Raw genomic sequence first — 21,782 nt, 5'->3', positions numbered from 1 at the left:
TTGTTTACAATTAGTTCAATGTAAACAATGGCTTGGTTAAGTTTCGATTCAGTTTTCCCGCGTTAGCATGCCCACGTCTTAACCAACAGGTTAGGCAAAACAGCAATGTAACCATGTAAATAGGGAAATCTAATTATGAAAAAAATAGCAGTTATTATCTCAAGTATTCTTCTTTCAAGTGCTGCGACTGCTGCAGATACTTATGAGTCAATTAGCCATGTTAAATATACGGATTATGACGGTAACGATGTTATAAGCCTTGATTCAACTTATTACTTTTCTCCTAAAGCAACGACAGGTCCTTACGATCAATTTGAATACATTAACAAGCAAAGTAATGTTTATGGGTCATACATTGATGACGATTTTGGTGACGTTACAAAGGTTGGTGGTGAATATTTTCTAGATCAATTTGTATTTGGTGCTGGTTACCAAAACCTTGATTATGGTAACAGTCGAGATGCTTTCAACCTTTCTGCAGGCTACTTCTTTAACCCTGACTTACTTATGAAAGCCACTTATATCGATGTTGAAGATGGTGAAGATAACTTTAGATTTGATTTAGCTTATAACCATAAACTAAATAGCACTGATTACATCGGCTTTACCGTATCAGCAGATGACGATTTTGACTATCGTGCAGTAAGTGCAAAATATTTTATGGATCTGCAACAAGGTAACTATCTAACAGTAGAAGGTACTGTTGCTGATACTGATGATTTTGGCAGCTCTTGGGTATTAGGCTCTAACTATTACTTTACTAAAGCCACTTCTGTGTTTGTCACATTTGATAAAAATGATGATTACAGCTTTGGCGCAGAGCACTTCTTTAACCGCAATGTTGGTTTAGAGTTAGGGTATGCAAATAACTGGGATGACTCAGACTATGATGCTTACTATGCTAATGTGAGCTTACAGTTTTAATCTTTTTGTAGATTAATTTAAAGCCCGCTTGAAAGCGGGCTTTTTTGATCATTAATTAAAGGAGAATTACCAACCGCATTGTCGTTCTTGGTTTTGCTCATCTAAATATTTTTGCAATGGTGCAAAGTAATCAAGTAACGCAGTGGCGTCCATTTCTGTTTTGCCCGTTACAGTGGCAAGTGCTTCTTGCCATGGGCGGCTTGAGCCCATTTCAAGCATGGCATTGAGCTTTTCACCCGCCGCTTTAGAATTGTAAATTGAACAACGGTGAATCGCTTCTTCGTTACCAGCAATTTCACACAGACTGCGGTGGAAATCAAATTGAAGAATATGTGCTAAGAAGTAGCGAGTGTAAGGTGTGTTGCCTGGTACGTGGTATTTTGCACCTGGATCAAAATCAGCTTCTGTTCTAGTTATGGGTGCTTGAATACCTTGATACTTCTGGCGTAAATCCCACCAAGCTTGGTTGTAATTTTCAGCGGTTACTTCACCTGAGAAAACTTTCCAACGCCATTGGTCCACTAATAAACCAAATGGAATGAAGGCCACTTTATCCAGTGCCATTTTCATTAGTAAGCCAATGTCTTTAGATTCGTCTGGTACTTGCTCTAATAAACCAATCTCTTTTAAATAACCAGGTGTAACAGAGAGTGCAATTGTATCACCAATAGCTTCATGGAACCCATCGTTAGCACTTTCTTGATAGTAAAGTGGCTGTGTATTGTACGCACGCTGATAAAAATTATGACCTAATTCATGGTGTATAACTGAAAATTCTTCACCTGTACGTTGAATACACATTTTAATACGCAGGTCGTCTTTACTATCAATGTTCCACGCTGATGCATGGCATTGCACATCACGATCTTTGGGTTTGGTAAATAGTGAACGTTCATAAAACGTCTCTGGGAGAGGCTCAAACCCCATTGAAGTGAAAAACGTCTCAGCACCTTTCACCATTTTTAGTTCATCATAATTATGCTCAGCGAGTAACGCTGTTACATCATAGCCTGGATCTGCATTTTCAGGGGCAACAACGTCATAGATATTGCCCCATGTTTGTGCCCACATGTTGCCTAATATATGTGCAGGAATTGGTTGGTCTTGTGGTACTTTATCTTCACCATATTTCTCGCCTAGCTTTGCACGTACATGACAATGCAATGAATCATAAAGTGGTTTAACTTGTCCCCAAATGCGATCAAGTTCATTTGCAAAATCATCTGCAGGCATATCATACTTACTGCGCCACATCGCGCCGGTATCAGCGTAACCAAGCTCTTTAGCACCTTCATTTGTTAAAGTTACTTGTTGCTCATAAAGAGGTCGCATTGGCTTAGAAACTTGACGCCAGCCTTGCCATAGGTCAAGTAATTCATTGTAATCACGACTAGTGGCCATCTTTGCTGTCATATCGCCTAAGCTTAAACAATTGCCATTTTCTTTGCAGTACTTACCTTTGCCGTAGATACCACCAAGCTCTGCCACTAACTGCGATAGTTTAGCCGTTTTTTCAGCATCTTGAGGCGCAGGTAATGTGAGTGCCAATTTTAGCTTATCTAATTTACGTCGGGCATCGTAATCAAGGTCTAAAGAATCAAACTGAGCCGCTTCATTTGCAAGGCGCACAACCGCTTCCGTCATCTTGCGGTTTACTTCTGCTGAAAGCGCAGCGGTATCATGCGTAATAAAGTTCGCATAAATCCACTCTGCGCGGCTTGATTCTAAATAGAGTGCGTTAAGTTCTTGTTCCGTTTTATCTATAAAGTTTCGTGCATCAGCTGCGCTTACTGAAGTGCTAACAGTAGTGTGTTGTTTTTCAGAAGTGTTTTGGTCACAACCTGATAGTGCTAATGCACTCGTGGCCATTAATACGCTCAGACTAAGCTTAAAATGTGGAGTAGTCATATTTACCCTTATATTTGTTATTTATCGCTATGGATGATAGCAGTGTCTCAAAGCATGGCAAAATATATAATTCCAATCTGTAACAGTACTTAATCATTTTGCGGGGATAAACGTGTGGCTACCTGCGTTAAAAAACTCTCATTTAGAGCAACTAGATAGCAAATTTTTTGCCTTGCTATCAACATTTTTTTCTATCCTCAAAATAGAGCACTTAATTAAGCGAATTGGTTTAAGTTTTTGTTTGCATATGTGTAACCAGAGAATGATGGTTTTATTGTATTTATAAAAGGATCGGTCATACTTAAAACAATTAATTTCCATCAATTGAAAAGGATCGTTTCCATGTCAGTGTTCATTTTATTACTGGTTTTGGTGATAGTTGTATTTGCTGTAAAAGATATCCGCATCAGCTTAATTAGTCGCCCAGCCTTTAAATTTTTTAAAAAAGTATTGCCGCCTTTGTCACAAACAGAACGGGAAGCTATGGAGGCTGGCGATGTTTGGTGGGATGGGGAGCTGTTTAGTGGTAACCCTGACTGGAAAGTTCTTCATAGCTACCCTAAGCCAGAGTTGAGTAAAAAGGAATGTGCATTTTTAGATAATGAGGTAGAAACATTACTAGCAATGCTTGATGACTACCAAATTGTTCAAAAAGATAAAGACTTGCCTAAAGAGGTTTGGGATTACCTCAAAGTAAATGGTTTCTTCGCAATGATTATTCCTGAAAAGTTTGGCGGACGTCAGTTCTCAGCGATTGCAAATTCTACTATTGTGGCAAAAATTGCGACTAAAAGCTTAACTGCTGCGGTTACCGTTATGGTGCCAAACAGTTTAGGTCCAGGTGAGTTATTGCTTCACTATGGTACCAAAGAGCAGCAAGAACGATGGTTGCCAACTTTAGCAACTGGCGAAGATGTGCCTTGTTTTGCCCTAACAGGGCCTGAAGCTGGCTCCGATGCGGGCAGTATTCCTGATTCTGGTGTGGTGTGTAAAGGTGAGTTCAATGGTGAAGAAGTAATTGGACTTCGTTTAAACTGGTCTAAACGTTACATAACATTGGCACCTGTGGCCACAGTGCTTGGGCTTGCGTTTAAAATGTACGATCCCGAATGCTTGCTGGGTAAAGAGAAAGAGCTTGGTATTACTTGTGCGCTAATACCCACAGATCATGAGGGTGTTAAAATCGGCGAGCGTCATTATCCGCTTAATATGGCGTTTATGAATGGAACGACCTACGGTAAAGATGTATTTATACCACTAGAGTGGATTATTGGTGGTCAACAGGGCGCAGGCAGAGGTTGGCGGATGCTCGTTGAGTGCCTTAGTGCAGGTCGTGGTATTTCACTTCCTGCATTGAGTAGTGCTACAGGGCATTTATGTTCACGCATGACATCAGCTTATGCTGTGGTAAGACAGCAGTTTGGTGTATCAATAGGACAGTTTGAGGGGGTCCAGGAAGCGTTAGCGCGTATTGGTGGCTTAACTTATAGTTTGGAGTCTTGCCGACTAATGACCGCAGGTGCAATTGATTTAAAACTCAGCCCATCGGTTGTCACAGCTATTGCGAAATACCATATGACAGAGATGGGTCGAACCGTGATGAATGATGCAATGGATATTCACTCAGGTAAGGGTATTCAAGTAGGGCCAAATAACTATTTAGCTCATGGATACATGGGGATCCCGGTTTCTATAACCGTAGAAGGCGCCAACATATTAACACGTAATTTAATGATTTTTGGACAAGGCGCAACACGTTGTCACCCATTTGTACTTAAAGAAATGGAAGCGGCTGGCATGGAAGATGATGAGCTTGCTTTAAAGCAATTTGATGGGTTGTTGTTACAGCATATTATATTTGCCGGTACCAATGCAGGCATGGCGTTTGTACATGGACTGACTCGAAGCTATTTTGCTAAGTCTCCTGTGAGTGGCGCAACAACGAACTATTATAAGCAGTTAGGCAGAATGAGTCGCGGATTAGCATTTTGCACTGATGTAGCTATGCTTATTTTAGGCGGAGAGCTGAAGCGAAAAGAAATGATTTCTGCACGCTTAGGTGATGTGTTGAGCCACCTATATATTGCCTCAACTGTACTCAAACGCTTTGAAGATGAAGGCCGACAACAAGCAGACTTGGCATTTGTTCAGTATTCAGTGGAGCGAAATTTATTTGAAATTGGGCAAGCGTTTGATGGCTTCTTTAAAAACTTTTCAAATCCATTCGTTAATTTTTTACTCAAACGAATAGTTTTCCCACTGGGTAATCATTACCATCGTCCTAGTGATAATATAGCTCAAACAATATGCGAGCATATGACTAAACCGGGCGTTTTCAGAAATCGATTAACTCACTTATGCTATGTTGATGATAATGCAGGTACAGGTGTAATGGAGCAAGCATTTGCAGCAATGAATGACACTGCTGATGCATTCAAACGTATAAAGAAGTGGCAGCGTGAGGGCGTTTTAAATCGTAATGCATCGGTCGAAGTAGTAATTGATGAAGCAGTTGAAAAACAACTGATTACAGAGCAAGAGGGTAGGCGTCTACAAGACGCAAATGAGCTTAGGAAACAAGCCATAGCGGTAGATAACTTTTCAAAAGGCACACTTTAAAACGAAAAAAGCCTTTAAAATAAAGGCTTTCAGTATTTAATATCAATATGTAATACATCTCATAACCAGAGCTTAGGTTATTGAAAATTATCTGGCAAATGGGTCTGGGTTTATTTTATCCACGTACCATTTGCCTTTCTTACGTACCATTTTAACACTGCGCATATCATCAACCTTGTTACCATTAAAGTAACCGGTAAATATAAGGTTTATATTAGCCTTATCACCATACTGCTCTCGAAGGCTCATGTTTGTCATGTCTACTTCAATAACTACTTCGTCATATTGCATATTAACTAAATTGCGAGCGAATTGTTTAGAAGTACCATATGACTTCATTATTCTGCCTAATTTAGGCGTAGCCATTGTCATCGCCTTATTGAGGTCTTTCGCATTATACAAGGCATCAAAATACATAGTCGCACCTTCCCCTGGTGTACTTGAGTCACCAGAAGTAGACTCTTCACTACCACAGCCTGATAGTGAAAGAATAGAAATGAGTGTAAAAAGCGTTAATAAATATTTCATTTTAAATTGTTTTACAGATTCCAGATGATTCAAGTGTGAGACGAATTAATAAAGATGTAAAGTTTAATAGCAGTAATAATTAGATTTAGTGACATTTTTTAGTACTAAAAGCGTAGTTCATGTTATTGCAATTAAACTAATGATAATAAGCTTTAAGAAAAAGCGAGGCAGACAAATCAAAACGGCCCTTTAAATCATACTAATGAACTACTAAAGACAGATTTTTCTCTAATGATCTGCTCTTAAGCTGTTTAGCCATTGTTCAGGGTCGGGCAAAAGAAACTCGATATTATGGTTCTGTTTGGTCGTAATCTTAATGCCGCTTTGTGTTATTGGAATAATACCAGCGGCTTTTCCTGCACAGCGTTCAACACGACTAATGGTGTTTAATTTAATTGTTTATTTAGTGATTCAAAGTGAAGCAAATGTTCGGTCAACGTTAATCGGCCATCAGCTTTTGCTGAACCAAGTTGCAGTGTTGCGTAGCTGCTTTTTAGCTGCGTAACGTCAGAAAATAGCATACCCATAATTCGCTCCATGATTGATTAAACAAAATATTATGCTGTCAGTTGGAGTGTGTCAAATTTGTAAATAAAACTTTGCTTTATTGTTGTAAAACTGCCATTACAAAAAGTACCTGTCTTTGTTATGTTTCTTTTGGTGTTTACTTACAGAAACAAAAACTAAAATTGCGACCAACATTTGTATAAATAGTGCAGCTAGCATGATGATTAAATCCAACCGACTATTGATGATATTTATGTTGCTTAACTCTATAAACCACGCGAGTAAAAGCATTCCAAGCAACGATATGTGGATAATTTGTTGCAACTTAACCTTAAAAGAAAGTGGCTTATATTGGCTAAATACCAGTAATACAGTGCTCACTATGGGGGTCAATAATATACTGGCGTAGATAAGTGTTAGAATCGGACCCCAATGAAATCCATTAGTATTTATTGACTGAGCTATTTTTGTTTCACACCCAGCAAGCATAATTAAAGCTAATAACAGGGCTGAGGTCCTTAATAAGTAATTCTTCATAAATTCTGTCTAATTTTATAGTGGCTTAAAATGTTTAAATAAATCGGGCACGCAAAGTTTAGCCATGTGCAGAGATAAGCTCTTTGGCATTCGCTTTGGCCATTTTACTAATGTTATCACCAGCGAGCAGCCTTGCAATTTCGTCGATTCTGCCGTCTTTATTTAAGGGTTTCATATGGGTAAATGTTTCACCGTTTGCAATTTCTTTGGCTACAAAAAACTGTTGATGACCAGAGCTTGCCACTTGAGGTAAGTGTGTCACACAAATGACCTGTGTTGATTTGCCTAGTTGGCGTAATAATTTTCCTACAGCAGATGCCGTAGGGCCAGAAATACCCACATCTACTTCATCAAAAATAAGTGTTGGCGTTGTTACTTTTTGCGCAATAATGACTTGTATGGCCAAGCTTATTCGTGAAAGCTCTCCACCTGATGCAACTTTTGACAAGGGTTGTAAAGGTTGTCCTGGATTTGTGGAGACTAAAAAAGCAATGCAGTCATAGCCTAGGTTAGTAGGTACGCGTGATGGCTCTTGGCTAAGTGCAATCTCGAATTGCCCATTCTCCATCGATAAGTTGGCCATGCTTTGGCTAATCAGTTTATTTAAATCACTGGCAGCTTTTATCCGGCTATTACTCAATACACGAGCGGCTTCTTTATAAAGATCCAAGGACAAGGTTATTTCAGATTCTAACTGTTCTAACCGTGATGAATTATTGCTAATTGATTCCAACTCGCTACTGATTGATTGATGAAAATCTACTAGTTCTTCAGGTTTTATATGATGTTTACGCGCTAAATCTAAAGCACCACTCAAGCGCTCTTCGACTTCAACAAGTCGGCTTGGGTCTAGCTCTGTTTGATCAGCATAATTTCTAATCTCGCGACTGGCTTCTTCTACTTGCACAGCGGCTTCTTCTAACAAAGTAGCGACACTCGTTAAGCTATTGTCGTAATGCGCTAACTCAGCAAAGCGTTGAGCGCTATGCTGTAATATTGAGCAAGCATTTTGCTCATCACTTTCGTATAAATGCTGTAGCTCACGTTGGCACGATTCAAGTATCGTCTGGCTGTGGCTTAACTTATGGTGTTCAGCTTCAATCTGTTGGAATTCATTTTCTTGTAAAGCAAATTCGTCAAGTTCGGCTACTTGGTATTCTAACAGTTGTTTTTGCGCCGCCTCTTTCAGTTGAGACTGCTCGAGAATGGCATACTCTTTTTGCAAGTTTTGGTGTTCGCGATAGCGTTTACGCACATTAGAGACTAAATCAGTGTGTCCTGCGTAGGCATCTAACAAATTGAGTTGGTGGTCTGCTTTCAAAAGATATTGGTGCGCATGTTGCCCATGAATCGAAATTAGGTGTTGTCCTAATTCTTTTAGCTGTGTGGCTGTTACAGGACTACCATTAATATAACTCTTACTACGACCGTTCTTACAAATGACACGTCTTAATAAACATTCGTTTTCATCATTTGTTAATAACTGTTGTTGTAAATAGTCAGTCGCATTAGGCAGGTTAGCAATATCAAAGTGAGCACTTATTTCTGCGCGCTCTGTACCAGGGCGCACCGCTGCGGCATCAGCACGTTCACCCAAGCAAAGTGATAATGCATCTATTGCAATTGATTTACCTGCGCCAGTCTCACCTGTAATAGCGGTCATACCGCTATGCCACTCGGTGCTAAGGTTATTTACAATGGCAAAGTTTTTAATTTCGAGTCCGATTAACATACTGTTCATCCATCCAGTCAATTAACTGTTAATTTATACAGTGTTTTGTTTTTTTGCAAATAAAATTTCTATTTTGTTCGGATTACAAAGCAGTAGATGTAACGAGAAAAGTTGATATGACGTCGGGAAAGGGCTTGAAATGCAAAGGTTAGGGTGCAGAAGCACCCTGTGATTTAACTATTAGTACTTAATTGTTGTGTAAAAGACTGAGTATTTGAATCATCAGATTCTTGTTCTTCATCTACCTCTACCTCGGGTACACCTTGATCACTGGCGATATCCGGTGATTCTAATGTTTTAATTAATGAAGGTAGTATTTCATAATAAAAATCACGGTTATATTCAATTCCCGCATAGGGTAATTCAGCAACAAAAAGAGAAAGTTGCTCAGCTAATTTGTCACGCTCACCGGTGACAAACGATTTAGTCAGTTCGCTATTTACTGTTGAGATGAAAGATTCGACAATTCGTTCTAAATACAATAGGTTTTCATCACTATGGGGTTGTACAACAAAAAAGTTGCTAGCAATGACTTGTAATCGCGGGATATATTTAGGCCTAAGTATATGAGCCTCAGAAAAGTAATTTAATTTCCCTTTTAAATTGCTCGTTACTTCTGCTACACGGTTATTAAACAGCTTTTTTTCTGCCTCTCGTGCATTACGGCGGTTATTTTCAATTACAAGGTATGTACCTAATAACGTTATTAATAACAAAATAGCAAAAAATACAACGTAGGTCATCGCTAATAAACATTCCTGATTTATGTGATTATAAATTTCATGATATTTTGCGCTAAAGTATGAGTTAGCGCAATATAATTAATACAAACGACTACCCCAATTTAGCTTTGTACGTAAAACATGATAGTAAGAGTATTCTTTAGGATGAATAAGCCGAAGTCTTTTATCAGCCTTTTTTATCACGACTTCATCACCAGGCAAAACGGCCAACACAACATGACTATCACAGCTCACTTGTAAGCTATCCGTATTTTCTAAACTTAGTTTTAAGCGAACTTCATTATCGGCATCGACGACCAAAGGACGACTTGATAGGGTATGAGGAAACATTGGGACCAGCGAAATAGCGTTCAGCTCAGGGGTCAAAATAGGTCCGCCGCCAGATAGTGAGTAAGCTGTTGAACCTGTGGGAGTTGAAACAATTAAACCGTCAGAACGCTGAGAAAAGACAAATTCATTGTTTATAAATGCTTCAAATTCTATCATGTGAGCAACTTTATCTGCGTGAAGAACTGCTTCGTTCACAGCCGAATTTGCACTTTTGAGTTCAGCATGACGATAGACTTCAACTTCAAGCAGAAAGCGGTTTTCTTCGATAAATTGCCCACTCAATACTTGCTCCAAGCTTGCTTCAAAGCCATCGGGGTTTAAGTCTGTTAAAAACCCTAGGTTCCCTCGGTTCACTCCAATAACAGCAACATTAAAGCGAGCAAGTACACGTGCGGCACCTAGCATGTTGCCGTCGCCTCCAACCACAATTGCTAAGTCAGCTTTTTCACCAAGCTCAATTAATTTGACAAGTTTGTCTTTAGGTATATCGTCTATTTGCTGTCCAGTTCGTTGCTCAACAATAACAGAAAAGCCTAATGCATTTAAAAAAGTGTATAAGCGTATTAATGTTGCGGTTGCGCCATCGTGATTTACTTTTCCAATTAAGCCTATGGTTTTAAAAGGTGATTCCATGATATTCACGCAAATAATTATAATAATGCTAGAGTACTTAAAAATGAGTGAATTGAAAACCTCAGTGCCTTGAAATAACCTCTCTTTGCCCCGATATATGCTTTATGCACCAAGATGTAGATAATATGAATATAAATCCTCGAGATCAGCAAATATTTTCCGCCGTTATGAGTTTGTACTGTGATGGTGAAGGCCTGCCTGTGGCATCAAGTAAAATTGCAAAGCAAAAAGGTATGGCAGTGTGCTCGGCCACCGTGCGTAATGCAATGTCTCGGCTTGAAAAAGTGGGGTTATTATACTCCCCCCACACATCTGCTGGACGCGTTCCGACTAATGCCGGTTTTGAGTACTGGTTAACGGAGTTTTTTGCGTTAAATGAGATAGCCCAATATTGGCACCCAGCGCAGTCAAAACTTGTAGAGTTAGCCCACGATTTAAGTCAACGTTTTAAAGTGTGTTGTTGTGTTGGCTTGCCTCAAGTCCGCTCTCAGCATGTTTTTAGAGTAGAAGTACTTGATTTCGATAGCAATGATTGGCTTATTTTATTGATTGATAGAGCTGGCCAAAGTCATAATATTTGTATTCACAAACCGTCTGATTCATCAGACGCTGTTCGATATCAATTTGCGACTTGGCTGAACACGGTATTTAGTCAACAAACGCTGATGGAAGGCTTGTATCGTATGCAGGCAATGGCAAATACAGCGCCACGTAATTGCCATGATTCATTAACACAGTGGACCCGCGAACTAAGCCAAAAGCTTGGTTCAGACAACAGTATTGTGGTAGGGGAAAACTACTTATATAAGCAAATGGATTGTCAGCAAAGTTTAAATATTGGCGTATCATTTTTAAATTATGTGGAAGATAAACTGGCTTTCAAAAATGGTGTTTCTGTACTTAATTCAGAACAACTGCCATTTGAAGATTGCGCTGAGTTAATGGTGATAAGTGTGCCGTATTTTCAAAATCAAGAATATCAAAGTCGTTTTTGTATTATTTGTCCAAAATCGGCGCAAATTGAAGCAATCATCCAAGAATTTAAACTAATCGAGTCATCTGACTCTTGAATCTTTTTATTCAATCCCCATAATTACCGCAATTGAAAAGAATTGGAGTACGTTTATTATGTCTGAGCAGACAAAATCACCAGAGCAAGAAGTAGAATTAAATGAAGAGTTAGAGCAAATGCAAGCAGACGTTGAAGCTGCGGTAGAGGCTGCTGATGCACATGAGGCTGAAGAAGTTAGCCCGGAAGCTGAAATCGCCATGCTTTACGCAGAGCTTGAAGCGGCAAAGCAAACAATCAATGACCAAAAAGATGGTGTTGTTCGTGCTGCAGCTGATGTTGAAAATATTCGTCGTCGTGCAGCTCAAGATGTTGAAAAAGCGCATAAATTTGCTTTAGAAAAGTTTGCTAACGAACTACTTCCAGTGATTGATAACCTAGAACGTGCAATTGAATTCTCAGACAAAGAGAACGAAACACTTAAGCCGTTACTTGAAGGCATTGATATGACAGTGAAGAGCTTTAATGATGCTGTTGCTAAGTTTGGTGTTGAAATTGTAAACCCACAAGGTGAGCAGTTTAACCCTGAATTTCACCAAGCAATGTCTATCCAGCCAAGTAATGATGTATCACCTAATACAGTACTAGCAGTAATGCAAAAGGGTTACACTTTAAATGGTCGTTTACTTCGCCCTGCAATGGTGATGGTGTCAAAAGCCGCTGAGTAATCTAAAATATTTTAGAAATGCCCGTTAATTACGGGCATTTTTTTTGCTTTGTATTCGGTGCCAAACTTGAGCAAGCAAAGTTAGCACTAACGCACTGAACATTAAACTTGAAAAGGGCACGGCACTTTGCGCATGCATTAATGCGAGTATTGGCCCAACAAGTGCACCGCTGCCAAAGCGTAAAGTACCAATGACGGCGGTTGCCGTTCCTGACTTTTCTTCAAACTGCATCAAAATAAGTGCATCTGCATTACTGGCAATAATACCTAGGCTCATCATAAGAGGTGCAATAGCTGCAACTATAAAGTACAGCGATAAATGAAACATGCTAAATGATAACAACGCGCTTCCCGACATAAACCCTACAAACAAACCATAATAGAGCATCTTTCGAGAACCAATTCGCGGTACTAAACGCGTGTTTAAAAAGTTACCAAACATCAATGCCATCACATTAAATGCAAACAATAATCCAAATAGTTGTTCAGATACAGCAAAGTAATCAAGGTATACGAAGGGCACAGCAGTTAAAAAGCAAAAAAAGCCAAAAGAAACAAACATTGAGCTGGCTATGTCTGCGCGCGCATTTTTATTTTTAAATACGGTTTTATAACTATCAAAAAAAAGTGCAAAACCTGAAAGAGGGCTTTTAAATATTGGAATATCAATCAAGTATCTTTGAGTTAGCGCTAAAATAGTAAAGCTATAACAAGCGAGTACGATAAAAATCGTCTGCCAATGAGAAAGCCCCATTATCATTGAACCAACAGTAGGCGCCACGAGAGGAGCCACCATCATGATCATAGACACATAAGACATGCCTTTAGCCGTGTCCTTTTGATAAATGTGACGAATAATACCTGGCACAACCACTGTTGCTGCCGCACCAGTGAAAGCTTGAACAACACGCAAAAACCAAAAAAGGTGTATGTCATTACAAAATGCTAAAGCAAGGGAACTTAATCCAAATAAGGCTAACCCGATCTTTGCGAGTATTCGCCGTCCTATTTGATCGGCAATTGGGCCGAAGAAAAGCATGCCCAGAGCATAACCAGCTAGGTACAAACTGAGTGATATTTGTACATTAGGCATACTTGTATTGAGGTCGTTTGCAATAATTAGCATTGCAGGTAAATACATGTCGATTGCGAGGGGGGTAATAGCAACGATACTCGCTAAAAGAGGCAGTAAGATACGCTTGTTAAGGAGAGAAGATTGAATTTGCATGCGCTACTCGTGAACAGAATTTGGTGCGCATTGTATACCCAAGCCACCTCAAGATGCGAGCGTCGTTGGAATTAAAAACGATTTAGGCAAGGCATTGATTGCAAATAATGGTTGTTTCCTCGTTAAAATCAATAACGCGGTATAAATCGCTTTTAAACCAACCCGCTGGGTGTTTCACTGGCACTTACTCTCATCGTTGTTCCTTCTTAAAAGGGAGTGCCACTCTTGCAAAGCAACATCTTGATATTAAGTCACTGTGGAGCGCTGAATTGTGCATCTTGAGGTGGTTTAGGTATATCTGCGAGATTTACAATGCGATAGCCAGTGTATGGGTTAGTCTGTGATTAATTTTGTCAGCGTGCTTAGGGGGTTCAATAGTAATATTATGTTAAGGCGTTATTTGCTATATTGACAAAATATCAATAAACGGAATGTTAGTTGGGGAATACAATGAAAAAACTAGTTTTAGCAGTACTCGCAACAGCCGTGTTAGCCGGGTGTAAAACATCACCAACGGGTCGGACACAAATCGCTTTGTATAGTGATCAACAAATGAGCCAAATGGGCCAGCAAAGCTTTGCTCAAATGAAAGAGACCCAAAAAGTAAATAAAGATCCAGCTGTGAATGCGTATGTTAAATGCATTACCAAGGATGTAATTGCTGTTTTGCCTCAACAATACGCAAGCCAAAATTGGGAAGTGGTCGTCTTTGAAGACGATTCAGCCAATGCTTTTGCATTACCTGGGGGCTATATTGGTGTTCATACCGGATTACTCAATGTAGCTAAAAACCAACACCAACTTGCAACAGTCATTGGTCATGAAGTGGGGCATGTTATCGCGGAGCATTCAAATGAACGTGTATCACAAAGTTCACTGTTGCAAACAGGCATGCAGGTAGGCAGTGCAGCACTTGATATAGGCGATGTAAAATACCGTAATGAGATAATGCAAGGTCTCGGTTTGGGTGCGCAATTTGGTATTATTTTACCCTTTAGTCGCTCTCATGAGTCAGAGGCCGATATTATCGGCTTAGACTTAATGGCTAAAGCAGGGTTTAACCCGAAAGAGTCAGTCACATTATGGCAAAATATGAGCCAAGCTGGAGGTGGAGCAACACCTGAGTTTATGTCGACTCATCCAGCACCTGGTAATCGTATAAAAGAGTTACAAGCAAACATGTCAGGCGCGGTAGTAGCAAAGAATAATGCCAACAAGTCAGGAAAAACGCCAGCCTGTACGCTCTAGTTTGCTGCCATAGTAGTTTTAAATAAATTTAAAAAGGCACAACATGCAATGTTGTGCCTTTATTTTTAGCTTCGCGAGGGAGAAGTTTTAGGCGGTCCTTAAAACGTCCACTCAATATGTAATTGTGGTACAGACTCTGCGGTATCTGTGCCAAGTTTGTTGTGCCAATATTGCCACTCAATTCCTAGAAGTAAGGTGTTCTCTTTCATGCTAATCGCATTACCTAAATCCCACGTTATGATAGGTTGCGCTAAGACCCAAGCTTTAACATCTTCGCCAAACTCATTTTCACGTGCGGCGATATACTCAATGTGGCCTGTCACATTAAACTTTTGTGTGCCAATCGAAAACGGATAGCCCCACGCAATATCAAGCATCCAGCTATTGGTTTCAATAGGAGCTCCACCACGTGATACACCTTCATTATCATCGATGTATGCTGTGACTAGCGTTGACAAAAAGCTAAACCCCGGTGCTTGCCAGTTTACCTTTACGCCAGGTAAGTACTTTAATACTTTAGAATCGCCTGCGGCGTTAAATCCTGCCGTTAAGCCAATATCCGCAATTGCACCATAAGACATGTCGCTACCCGATATTTTGGATAAACTAAAAGTAGAGTACCATTCCCCATAAAAGTCTTTGTCTTGGTAGCCATCGTCAGTGGTATCATTTATATAATCAATAAAGAAGAAGTTATCACCATAATCATAACCAGAGGCATGTTGTAGTGAAGCAATCGTGGTGGTTGATTTTTGTCCTGTGAAAGGGTTTTTAAAATCCCCTTTATTAAGGTGTAACGCAGTGGTGCTCCAATTAGCAGCGTGGCTTGAAGCGCTAGCCATGAAAATGGCAGTAAAAACGATTGTTTTATTCAATGTAGGAATCTCGGATTTAAATATTTACTATTTCTAATCGAGATTATAGCAGATACCCCTAGAATTGAGCGTATCTGCTATTAAAAAACGTTAAATCTCAGTTTTGTTGCGTCTGAGGCAAATAACAGTCACTGCTGTAAACGCCAATATAAAACAGTAATAAGAAGATGTAGATACTTCCCAAGGGCTAATTTTGAAGGTTGCGCCAAGTAATAATGCTTGAGCGCCGTAAGGCAATGAGCCTTGAGTAACACAAGCGAATATATCTAATAAACTTGCTGAGCGTTTACCGCTAATTTCACCATCTGTTGCTAGCTTTTTAGCCACAGGTCCCGCGACAATAATTGAAACTGTATTGTTCGCAATACACAGGTTACTAGTCATCACTAGCGCTGCAATCCCAAGTTGGTCAGCTACTTTTCTGTGCCATTTAGCAATGATTTTTGTTATTGCTTGAATTTTGCGTGCTAAGTAGTCAAGACCACCATTAATGCGGATAAACTCAGATAAACCACCAATAAACATCGATAGCAAGAAGATTTCTTGCATGTCGGTAAAGCCTTTGTAGATATCTTTTACAAAGCTTGCGCCTTCGTAGCTGCCTGTAAAGCCCATCAACGCAGCAAAAATGATTCCGCTAAATAGAACAACAAAAACATTGAAGCCCATTACCGCAAGCACGAGTATAAAGGCATAAGGTAAGACTAATAACAAATCATACTCTTTCGCTTCAACTGCCTGTGATGCAGGTGTTAAAAAGACAAGTAACGCGATAGTAAGTATTGCAGCGGGAAGAGCAATTTTTAAATTTTCACGAAATTTATCCTTCATTTCACAGCCCTGAGTTCTTGTGGCTGCGATTGTAGTATCTGAAATAATTGATAAATTGTCGCCAAACATCGCACCCGATACGATAGTACCTGCCATTAAGGCCGGATCGATACCCGTTTTCATTGATACCGCATAGGCAATCGGGCCAATTGCTCCGATAGTTCCCATCGATGTACCCATTGCAGTTGACACAACCGCGGCAATTAAAAAGAGGCCAGGCAATAGTAAAGCGGGGGGGATCAGTGATAAACCCGCATTCACAACCGCATCAACACCCCCAGTTGCCCCTGCAACTGCAGAAAATGCACCTGCAAGAAGGTATATCAAACACATTGTTATAATATTATTGTGACCAGCACCTTTTATAAAGGTTTCTACACTGTGGTTAATGGTGTTTTTATTTAGGATAAACGCCAGCATAATCGCTGGTAGAATGGCAACAGGAGCGGGCAGTTGATAGAAAGCATAATCAACACCTTGCGATTGAAGATACAAACCAGCGCCTAAAAATAGGGCTACAAAGGTAAGCAGTGGCAGCAAAGATAACTTTGCTTTAGTTTTATTAAATGATGGCTGCATCATATTCCTCGTTAGATAACTCATAAACAACTACTACAGCCAAAATATCCTTCTTTTAGCAGCATTTCGTTGTTCTCTTATCAAAGTGATAAGTAATTCAACAGCGCCCGCAAGCCAAAGACCAAATCGGCGCAAAGAAGGAAGTTTAAATGTATAGACGGCTAAAGTCTATGGGTATCTATTATTATTATTTTTAAAAGAGTTTTCTGACTATTACATGAGTTTAAAATAAAATCTAGTTCACTTATGTCCGCAAAGATAAAATTATAAATAGACGGTACTACTTTGGTGGTAATCAATTGAATAAAATTAAACATATTATAAGCCGCGTTAGCGGCTTATAATTTCACATCAAACCGTTGGTTTAAAAATTGTATTGATACGTCAAAGCGAAGCTTCTTCCACGCCCTTTATGGTCATAAAGTGTTTCTGGGCCATATTTAGGGCTGTAGAAGTAAATGGCTCGTTTACCCCATTGTGTTGTGTAAGTTTTATCAAGCACGTTATTGATAGAGAAGTATACTTGGCCGTGTTCTAGCGGGTAGCGCGCTGTCAGGTCTAAAAGCGTATAACCATCAATTTTTTTATCCGCATCATCTTCTAAATCAAACATTGTTTTGCTTTGTAAGCGAAGATTAAAGTCCGCTTTTTGCCAACTAATATAACTGGTTAGTTTTGAGCTTGAGGCTTGTGTAACCGTGACCTTTTCCCAATCACCTTGCGCGTTTTCAGCTTCTTTTGTTATTAAATGCGCAGAAAATCCCGCTTGCCACGCGTTCTCAAAATCATAGTCTAGTTGTGCTTCAACCCCTTTTGTGCGGGTTTTAGAGTCTGATACTGAGATAAGCAATGTCTTAGAGTTATATGAAATTTTGTGATCTGAAGTGCTGTAATAGGCAGCCAGTTGTGCACGTAATGCTCCGTCATCAAAACGCCAACCAAGTTCCATAGAGTCGGTTTTAATACCTGAAAGCGCAGAACTATTTACATCAACCACACTGCCTTCAACTAATGTTAATGCAGTTGTATTGGTTGATTGCTCATAACTGCCTTTGCCATAGTATTTTGCTACATTAGGTAGCTCAAAAGCTTCAGCTGAGTTAAACCACATTTGTTGGCTATCGTTTATATCGAAGATGACACCTAAATTAAATAGTCCAACGTCATAATCTGTGCTGCCGCCTTTGATGGCTTCAGCTTCTGATGCAACCCCTGTCTTCACTTTAATTGCAGCGCTAGTACCAACAAAATCATTTACAGTATTATCCATTGATTGTCGGCGGTAGCCTACAGCAAGGCCTAGATTGTCTAGTAGCTGATATTGTAGTTGAGCGAACAAAGCACGGGCATCAACTTTAAAGCCAGGGTAGCGGTCAACCCCGTACAGTTCATTCATTACCAACCCGCCCGAACTTTGTGCAACCTCAGTATCGTAATAAGTTTGTATAGCCTCAAACTCCTCACTATCATAGTCAAAGCCGTAAGCGTAAGTCAGTTTGTCTGCTTTTCCAGACATAACCACTTTAAAGCCGTGCGCATCTGTGTTCTGCTCTGAGCTTGAGAAACTTGAAATCGCGTTGCCTTTTAGACGGGGGCGAGGATAAAAATCAAAAACCTCTTCGCGCATAAACGCTTGTATATTTAAAGTTTGTGAGAAAAGATCTTTATTTACATAGTTGAGATTAATCAATGTGCGTTCTGTTTTTGGAATATGGTCCGATGCTAGCCCTTTTCTAATTTCAACACCTGCCATATCACCAAATAACGCATTAGCGTTTGGGCCAAAATACAAACCATGCTCACCATCACTTTGGTTTTCATATTTTTGCACCATGGCTGATAGTGATTGGTTTGCTGTAAGTTGATGAGATATCGACGCCATTAAATCAAGACTTTCAGAGTATTGCAGGCCACTTTGAGTTGTATCCATTATTATGGGGTTACTTTCACCGTCATACATGGCGTCAGTTTTATTATAGGCAATTGAAACGCGACCTTTAGTGTGTTTGTTAGCAAAGCCATATGCTCCGGCTAAGTTTGTGTCAAAATCATCACTGCCAGCAAAGCCAGAAACAAAACCGACTTTAACAGCATTGTCTTCGATGCCTTGTTTAGTAATGATATTAATTACACCACCGGTGCTGCCACCCCCATATATAGCGGTTGCCCCTGAAAGTACCTCAATTCGTGATATGTTAAATGGATCAATAGCATCAAGGTGGCGGCTAATACCACGAGAAGAGTTTAAAGACACGCCATCTATCATTACCACCATTTGGCGACCACGCATATTTTGGCCATAGTTAGTTCGGGTTGTACTGGCTAGATCAAGGCTTGGAATTAGTTGCGCTAATGACGTTTTAAAATCGTGGCCTGCATTGATTTGTGCTTGCAGTTGTTCAAGATCGACAAGCCACACAGTGCCAGCAATATCTGATATTTTTTGCTCTGTTCGGTTAGCCGTTATAAGGATTCGATCTAACGGTTGATGCACTTGCGTTTGTGAGGCCGCATATGAGTTAAATGCACATAGAAGGCTAGAGGCTACTAATGTAAGAGTATACTTTTTCATGTTAATTTAAACTGCCGTTGTTAAAGGTAAAAAATGAGATGAGTTGGGTAATGTCCAGTCGATAAAGCTTTGCGTTTCACTGAGATCAAATAAAGTTTTGTTTGCTAAATGGTTAATAATTGTGGCACTTCGCCATGCCATTAAACTCAGTTGAGGTTCGGCGATGCCATGGCTATCAAGGCCAGCATTGACTGCGTAAATTTGGTTTTCGCTTTGGTGCTGCCATTTAATATTAAAATGACTATCTAGCTGAAGTCCGCCGTCTTCGTTTAAGTGAAGTAGTGGCTTTAGTGGTTCAAGGTATGTGGGTAATTTAGACTCAAAGCCTGTAGCTAAAATAACATAATCAGCATTAAGTACTTCATCGCTTTGATTCAATGTATTATGGCACTTCACAGTAAAGCCGTTATTATTAGGTGAGATAGTTTGCGCTGTCCGATTGGGGAGTAAATGAACCCACTTTTCTTCACCTTTGACGTCAAAGTGTTGATATAAATATTGATAAATTTGTTTTAAGCATTCTGTTGTAATACCGTCACTTGCAAGCTTTTGGGTTTTAATCTCGCGTTTTTTGCTTAGCTCAGGTAAATCAAAGAAACACTCAGTATATTGCGGAGTAAAAAATTCGTTTGTAAAAGTCGCTTCATCAAGAGGCTGATAGTTAGGGCGACGGGACACCCAATATAACGAACTCGGTTTGCCCCAATATTCCCCTAAGGCATTAAGTACAATGTCTGCACCTGTTTGCCCCCCACCAATAATAGCGACGCTTTTATTTGTTAAATCAATATCACGGCTCATAATCTCAGCTGCGTGAAATACTTTATCACCCAGTTGCGATACGAATTCGTGGGGAATGTATGGCGCTTTACCAGTTCCCAAACAAATGTTTTTCGCAGTGTATTCGCCACTATTCGTTGTAATGACAAACTGACCGTTGGAATAATTGATTGCAGAGACTGCATCGTTAAAATTGAGGTTCTTTAATTTGCTTGCTGCCCACGCCATATAGTCAGAAAATTCGGTTCGGCTTATCATGGCAATATCAGTTGATAAAAATCGGTAAAACCGCTTTTTATCAACTAAATAAGACAAGAAACTTACGCGACTGGTCGGTGCAACGGCAGTTACCAAGTCTTTTAGATAACATGTTTGCATGTGGGCATCGGGTAACAGTAAACCTGGATGCCATGCAAAACTGGGTTTGTTATCAAAAAAACGATAATTAAGCTCGTTGGATTCGTTCAAAAGTGCGGCGATGCTTAAATTGAATGGACCAATTCCGATCCCTGCTAGATCTAACATTGAAAATTCTCCTTGTAGAATTTAACTTTTTCGATTGATATAAGCGCTGCACGCTTATGCGGGAACTCAAATTCATATTCCTTTATAAATCCAAGTTTAGTGATTTGATTGAACAATTTTTGATTGTCGTGTCTTGGTTCAAGGACAATTTTTTGTGTCATGGGGCAGTCTAAAAATATAAAATGACTAATAGCTTTACACCATGCTTTAAAAAAGCGCGTGCCCCTATATGCATCATTACCTACTAACAGGTGCAAGCCTCTGTCGTATCCTTGCCATGCGTAGTAGGGCGCGATCCTATCTTCAGCAGCCCAATAAACTTCAAAATAGCCAAATGCTTCGTCGTCAAAGTAACCAATTAAGGGCAAGTTAAACGGGGTATTAAATTTATCGGTTAGATAGCTTTTAAGTTCTTCTTTGGGTAAGTCCATCTCCCAAAACTCACTAACACGGGGGTGGTGCATCCACTGGTGAAAAATGCCTATATCTGCATCAGGATCCGCTACTTTAAAGCTTATGAATTTGCCTAGCTCGTTATCAAAGCGACGATAAACTTCTTGCGTTAAATTAATAGGGCGTTTAGGGCTCATTCTTTGAGAATCGATGTGATTAAACAGTGGTCTTTGTGTTTCATTTAAGCCATTCAAAGGATGACTATAAAATTCGAACCGTGACAAGCTCTCAGTATTAAAAGCCCGAACCAACGCTTGCCATGGTTTAGATTGTTGCCATTGCTTTTTTGGCAATTGAACGTGTTTGATATGATCGTTTAGATAAAAAAGGGCATCAAGCAGGCATAGCAACTGTGGCAAAGAATGAATGTTTTCATCATATTCAGCAACAAAGTTATAACCAAAGCAGATTTCACCCTGAAGCGATATATTGTTGTAATGATCAACCACACCTGAAGGAGATTTTTCAATGGGAAGGTGGTGCTTTAATAACAT

Annotated in this window: 17 protein-coding genes; 5 read left to right on the top strand and 12 right to left on the bottom strand. The window is 39.7% G+C overall.

The features are described from left to right. Window positions 1–135: 135 nt before the first annotated feature. Entirely contained in the window at window positions 136–924 is a 789-nt protein-coding gene (locus CSC79_RS10495) for a putative porin (protein ID WP_099295759.1), read from the top strand. A gap of 66 nt (window positions 925–990) precedes the next feature. Here CSC79_RS10495 and CSC79_RS10490 read toward each other — a convergent pair whose 3' ends face one another. Next, window positions 991–2,832: a M2 family metallopeptidase gene (locus tag CSC79_RS10490; protein ID WP_099295758.1), complete on the bottom strand. Its 1,842-nt coding sequence runs from the start codon at window positions 2,830–2,832 to the stop codon at window positions 991–993. Between the two features lie 342 nt (window positions 2,833–3,174). On the opposite strand from CSC79_RS10490, the gene CSC79_RS10480 reads away from it, so the two are divergent. After that, window positions 3,175–5,451 carry an acyl-CoA dehydrogenase gene (locus CSC79_RS10480; RefSeq protein WP_099295756.1) on the top strand — a complete coding sequence of 759 codons (2,277 nt, stop codon included), beginning with the start codon at window positions 3,175–3,177 and terminating at the stop codon, window positions 5,449–5,451. Window positions 5,452–5,538: 87 nt separating this feature from the next. Here CSC79_RS10480 and CSC79_RS10475 read toward each other — a convergent pair whose 3' ends face one another. The 5 genes from CSC79_RS10475 to nadK all read right to left on the bottom strand — a co-directional run bounded on the left by CSC79_RS10475 (window position 5,539) and on the right by nadK (window position 10,461). Then, window positions 5,539–5,979: a hypothetical protein gene (locus CSC79_RS10475; protein ID WP_099295755.1), complete on the bottom strand. Its 441-nt coding sequence runs from the start codon at window positions 5,977–5,979 to the stop codon at window positions 5,539–5,541. Window positions 5,980–6,365: 386 nt separating this feature from the next. Further along, complete coding sequence (locus tag CSC79_RS20085; protein ID WP_180270414.1) at window positions 6,366–6,506, bottom strand: hypothetical protein; 141 nt, start codon at window positions 6,504–6,506, stop codon at window positions 6,366–6,368. 575 nt (window positions 6,507–7,081) lie between these two features. Continuing rightward, window positions 7,082–8,755, bottom strand: coding sequence for a DNA repair protein RecN (recN, locus tag CSC79_RS10465; RefSeq protein ID WP_099295753.1), 1,674 nt, complete (start codon window positions 8,753–8,755; stop codon window positions 7,082–7,084). Between the two features lie 173 nt (window positions 8,756–8,928). Continuing rightward, complete coding sequence (locus CSC79_RS10460) at window positions 8,929–9,498, bottom strand: hypothetical protein (protein ID WP_099295752.1); 570 nt, start codon at window positions 9,496–9,498, stop codon at window positions 8,929–8,931. A 78-nt stretch (window positions 9,499–9,576) separates the two neighbouring features. Beyond that, the gene (nadK, locus tag CSC79_RS10455) at window positions 9,577–10,461 is read right to left on the bottom strand and encodes an NAD(+) kinase (protein WP_099295751.1); all 885 of its coding nucleotides are present in this window, start codon (window positions 10,459–10,461) and stop codon (window positions 9,577–9,579) included. Window positions 10,462–10,565: 104 nt separating this feature from the next. On the opposite strand from nadK, the gene CSC79_RS10450 reads away from it, so the two are divergent. Next, window positions 10,566–11,531 (top strand): HrcA family transcriptional regulator, encoded by a 966-nt coding sequence (locus CSC79_RS10450; protein ID WP_099295750.1) that lies wholly within the window; start codon window positions 10,566–10,568, stop codon window positions 11,529–11,531. A 58-nt stretch (window positions 11,532–11,589) separates the two neighbouring features. Further along, window positions 11,590–12,198 carry a nucleotide exchange factor GrpE gene (grpE, locus tag CSC79_RS10445; RefSeq protein WP_099295749.1) on the top strand — a complete coding sequence of 203 codons (609 nt, stop codon included), beginning with the start codon at window positions 11,590–11,592 and terminating at the stop codon, window positions 12,196–12,198. A gap of 24 nt (window positions 12,199–12,222) precedes the next feature. On the opposite strand, the gene CSC79_RS10440 is transcribed toward grpE, so the two are convergent. Continuing rightward, the gene (locus tag CSC79_RS10440) at window positions 12,223–13,425 is read right to left on the bottom strand and encodes a Bcr/CflA family efflux MFS transporter (RefSeq protein WP_099295748.1); all 1,203 of its coding nucleotides are present in this window, start codon (window positions 13,423–13,425) and stop codon (window positions 12,223–12,225) included. Window positions 13,426–13,875: 450 nt separating this feature from the next. Here CSC79_RS10440 and CSC79_RS10435 point away from each other — a divergent pair, with 450 nt between their 5' ends. After that, window positions 13,876–14,673 (top strand): M48 family metallopeptidase, encoded by a 798-nt coding sequence (locus CSC79_RS10435; protein ID WP_099295747.1) that lies wholly within the window; start codon window positions 13,876–13,878, stop codon window positions 14,671–14,673. Between the two features lie 98 nt (window positions 14,674–14,771). Here the strand turns inward: CSC79_RS10435 and CSC79_RS10430 are convergent, their stop codons facing one another. The 5 genes from CSC79_RS10430 to CSC79_RS10410 form a co-directional block, all read right to left on the bottom strand. After that, window positions 14,772–15,515, bottom strand: a complete 744-nt coding sequence (locus CSC79_RS10430) for a nucleoside-binding protein (RefSeq protein ID WP_099295746.1) — start codon at window positions 15,513–15,515, stop codon at window positions 14,772–14,774. 123 nt (window positions 15,516–15,638) lie between these two features. Beyond that, on the bottom strand, window positions 15,639–16,958 hold the full coding sequence (locus tag CSC79_RS10425) for a Na+/H+ antiporter NhaC family protein (protein WP_099295745.1): 1,320 nt from the start codon (window positions 16,956–16,958) through the stop codon (window positions 15,639–15,641). Window positions 16,959–17,322: 364 nt separating this feature from the next. Next, window positions 17,323–19,530: a TonB-dependent receptor gene (locus CSC79_RS10420; protein WP_099295744.1), complete on the bottom strand. Its 2,208-nt coding sequence runs from the start codon at window positions 19,528–19,530 to the stop codon at window positions 17,323–17,325. 6 nt (window positions 19,531–19,536) lie between these two features. Continuing rightward, window positions 19,537–20,835, bottom strand: a complete 1,299-nt coding sequence (locus CSC79_RS10415) for a SidA/IucD/PvdA family monooxygenase (RefSeq protein WP_099295743.1) — start codon at window positions 20,833–20,835, stop codon at window positions 19,537–19,539. Continuing rightward, a complete protein-coding gene (locus CSC79_RS10410) occupies window positions 20,829–21,782 on the bottom strand; it encodes a GNAT family N-acetyltransferase (protein WP_099295742.1) in 954 nt (317 codons plus the stop codon). The genes CSC79_RS10415 and CSC79_RS10410 overlap by 7 nt, the downstream gene beginning before the upstream one ends.

Source organism: Pseudoalteromonas sp. 3D05 (genome assembly GCF_002723455.1).
Taxonomy (GTDB): domain Bacteria; phylum Pseudomonadota; class Gammaproteobacteria; order Enterobacterales; family Alteromonadaceae; genus Pseudoalteromonas.
The sequence above is the reverse complement of the archived record's forward strand: the minus strand, read 5'-3'. Positions and strand labels throughout refer to the sequence as shown.

What these genes read in the sequence shown, in the direction of transcription:
- CSC79_RS10430 (WP_099295746.1), bottom strand. Translation starts at nt 15,515, where the DNA reads ATGGCTAGCGCTTCAAGCCACGCTGCTAATTGGAGCACCACTGCGTTA.
- CSC79_RS10475 (WP_099295755.1), bottom strand. Translation starts at nt 5,979, where the DNA reads ATGAAATATTTATTAACGCTTTTTACACTCATTTCTATTCTTTCACTA.
- recN (WP_099295753.1), bottom strand. Translation starts at nt 8,755, where the DNA reads ATGTTAATCGGACTCGAAATTAAAAACTTTGCCATTGTAAATAACCTT.
- CSC79_RS10460 (WP_099295752.1), bottom strand. Translation starts at nt 9,498, where the DNA reads ATGACCTACGTTGTATTTTTTGCTATTTTGTTATTAATAACGTTATTA.
- CSC79_RS20085 (WP_180270414.1), bottom strand. Translation starts at nt 6,506, where the DNA reads ATGGGTATGCTATTTTCTGACGTTACGCAGCTAAAAAGCAGCTACGCA.
- CSC79_RS10450 (WP_099295750.1), top strand. Translation starts at nt 10,566, where the DNA reads ATGCACCAAGATGTAGATAATATGAATATAAATCCTCGAGATCAGCAA.
- nadK (WP_099295751.1), bottom strand. Translation starts at nt 10,461, where the DNA reads ATGGAATCACCTTTTAAAACCATAGGCTTAATTGGAAAAGTAAATCAC.
- CSC79_RS10490 (WP_099295758.1), bottom strand. Translation starts at nt 2,832, where the DNA reads ATGACTACTCCACATTTTAAGCTTAGTCTGAGCGTATTAATGGCCACG.
- CSC79_RS10420 (WP_099295744.1), bottom strand. Translation starts at nt 19,530, where the DNA reads ATGAAAAAGTATACTCTTACATTAGTAGCCTCTAGCCTTCTATGTGCA.
- CSC79_RS10440 (WP_099295748.1), bottom strand. Translation starts at nt 13,425, where the DNA reads ATGCAAATTCAATCTTCTCTCCTTAACAAGCGTATCTTACTGCCTCTT.
- CSC79_RS10435 (WP_099295747.1), top strand. Translation starts at nt 13,876, where the DNA reads ATGAAAAAACTAGTTTTAGCAGTACTCGCAACAGCCGTGTTAGCCGGG.
- CSC79_RS10410 (WP_099295742.1), bottom strand. Translation starts at nt 21,782, where the DNA reads ATGTTATTAAAGCACCACCTTCCCATTGAAAAATCTCCTTCAGGTGTG.
- grpE (WP_099295749.1), top strand. Translation starts at nt 11,590, where the DNA reads ATGTCTGAGCAGACAAAATCACCAGAGCAAGAAGTAGAATTAAATGAA.
- CSC79_RS10425 (WP_099295745.1), bottom strand. Translation starts at nt 16,958, where the DNA reads ATGCAGCCATCATTTAATAAAACTAAAGCAAAGTTATCTTTGCTGCCA.
- CSC79_RS10495 (WP_099295759.1), top strand. Translation starts at nt 136, where the DNA reads ATGAAAAAAATAGCAGTTATTATCTCAAGTATTCTTCTTTCAAGTGCT.
- CSC79_RS10480 (WP_099295756.1), top strand. Translation starts at nt 3,175, where the DNA reads ATGTCAGTGTTCATTTTATTACTGGTTTTGGTGATAGTTGTATTTGCT.
- CSC79_RS10415 (WP_099295743.1), bottom strand. Translation starts at nt 20,835, where the DNA reads ATGTTAGATCTAGCAGGGATCGGAATTGGTCCATTCAATTTAAGCATC.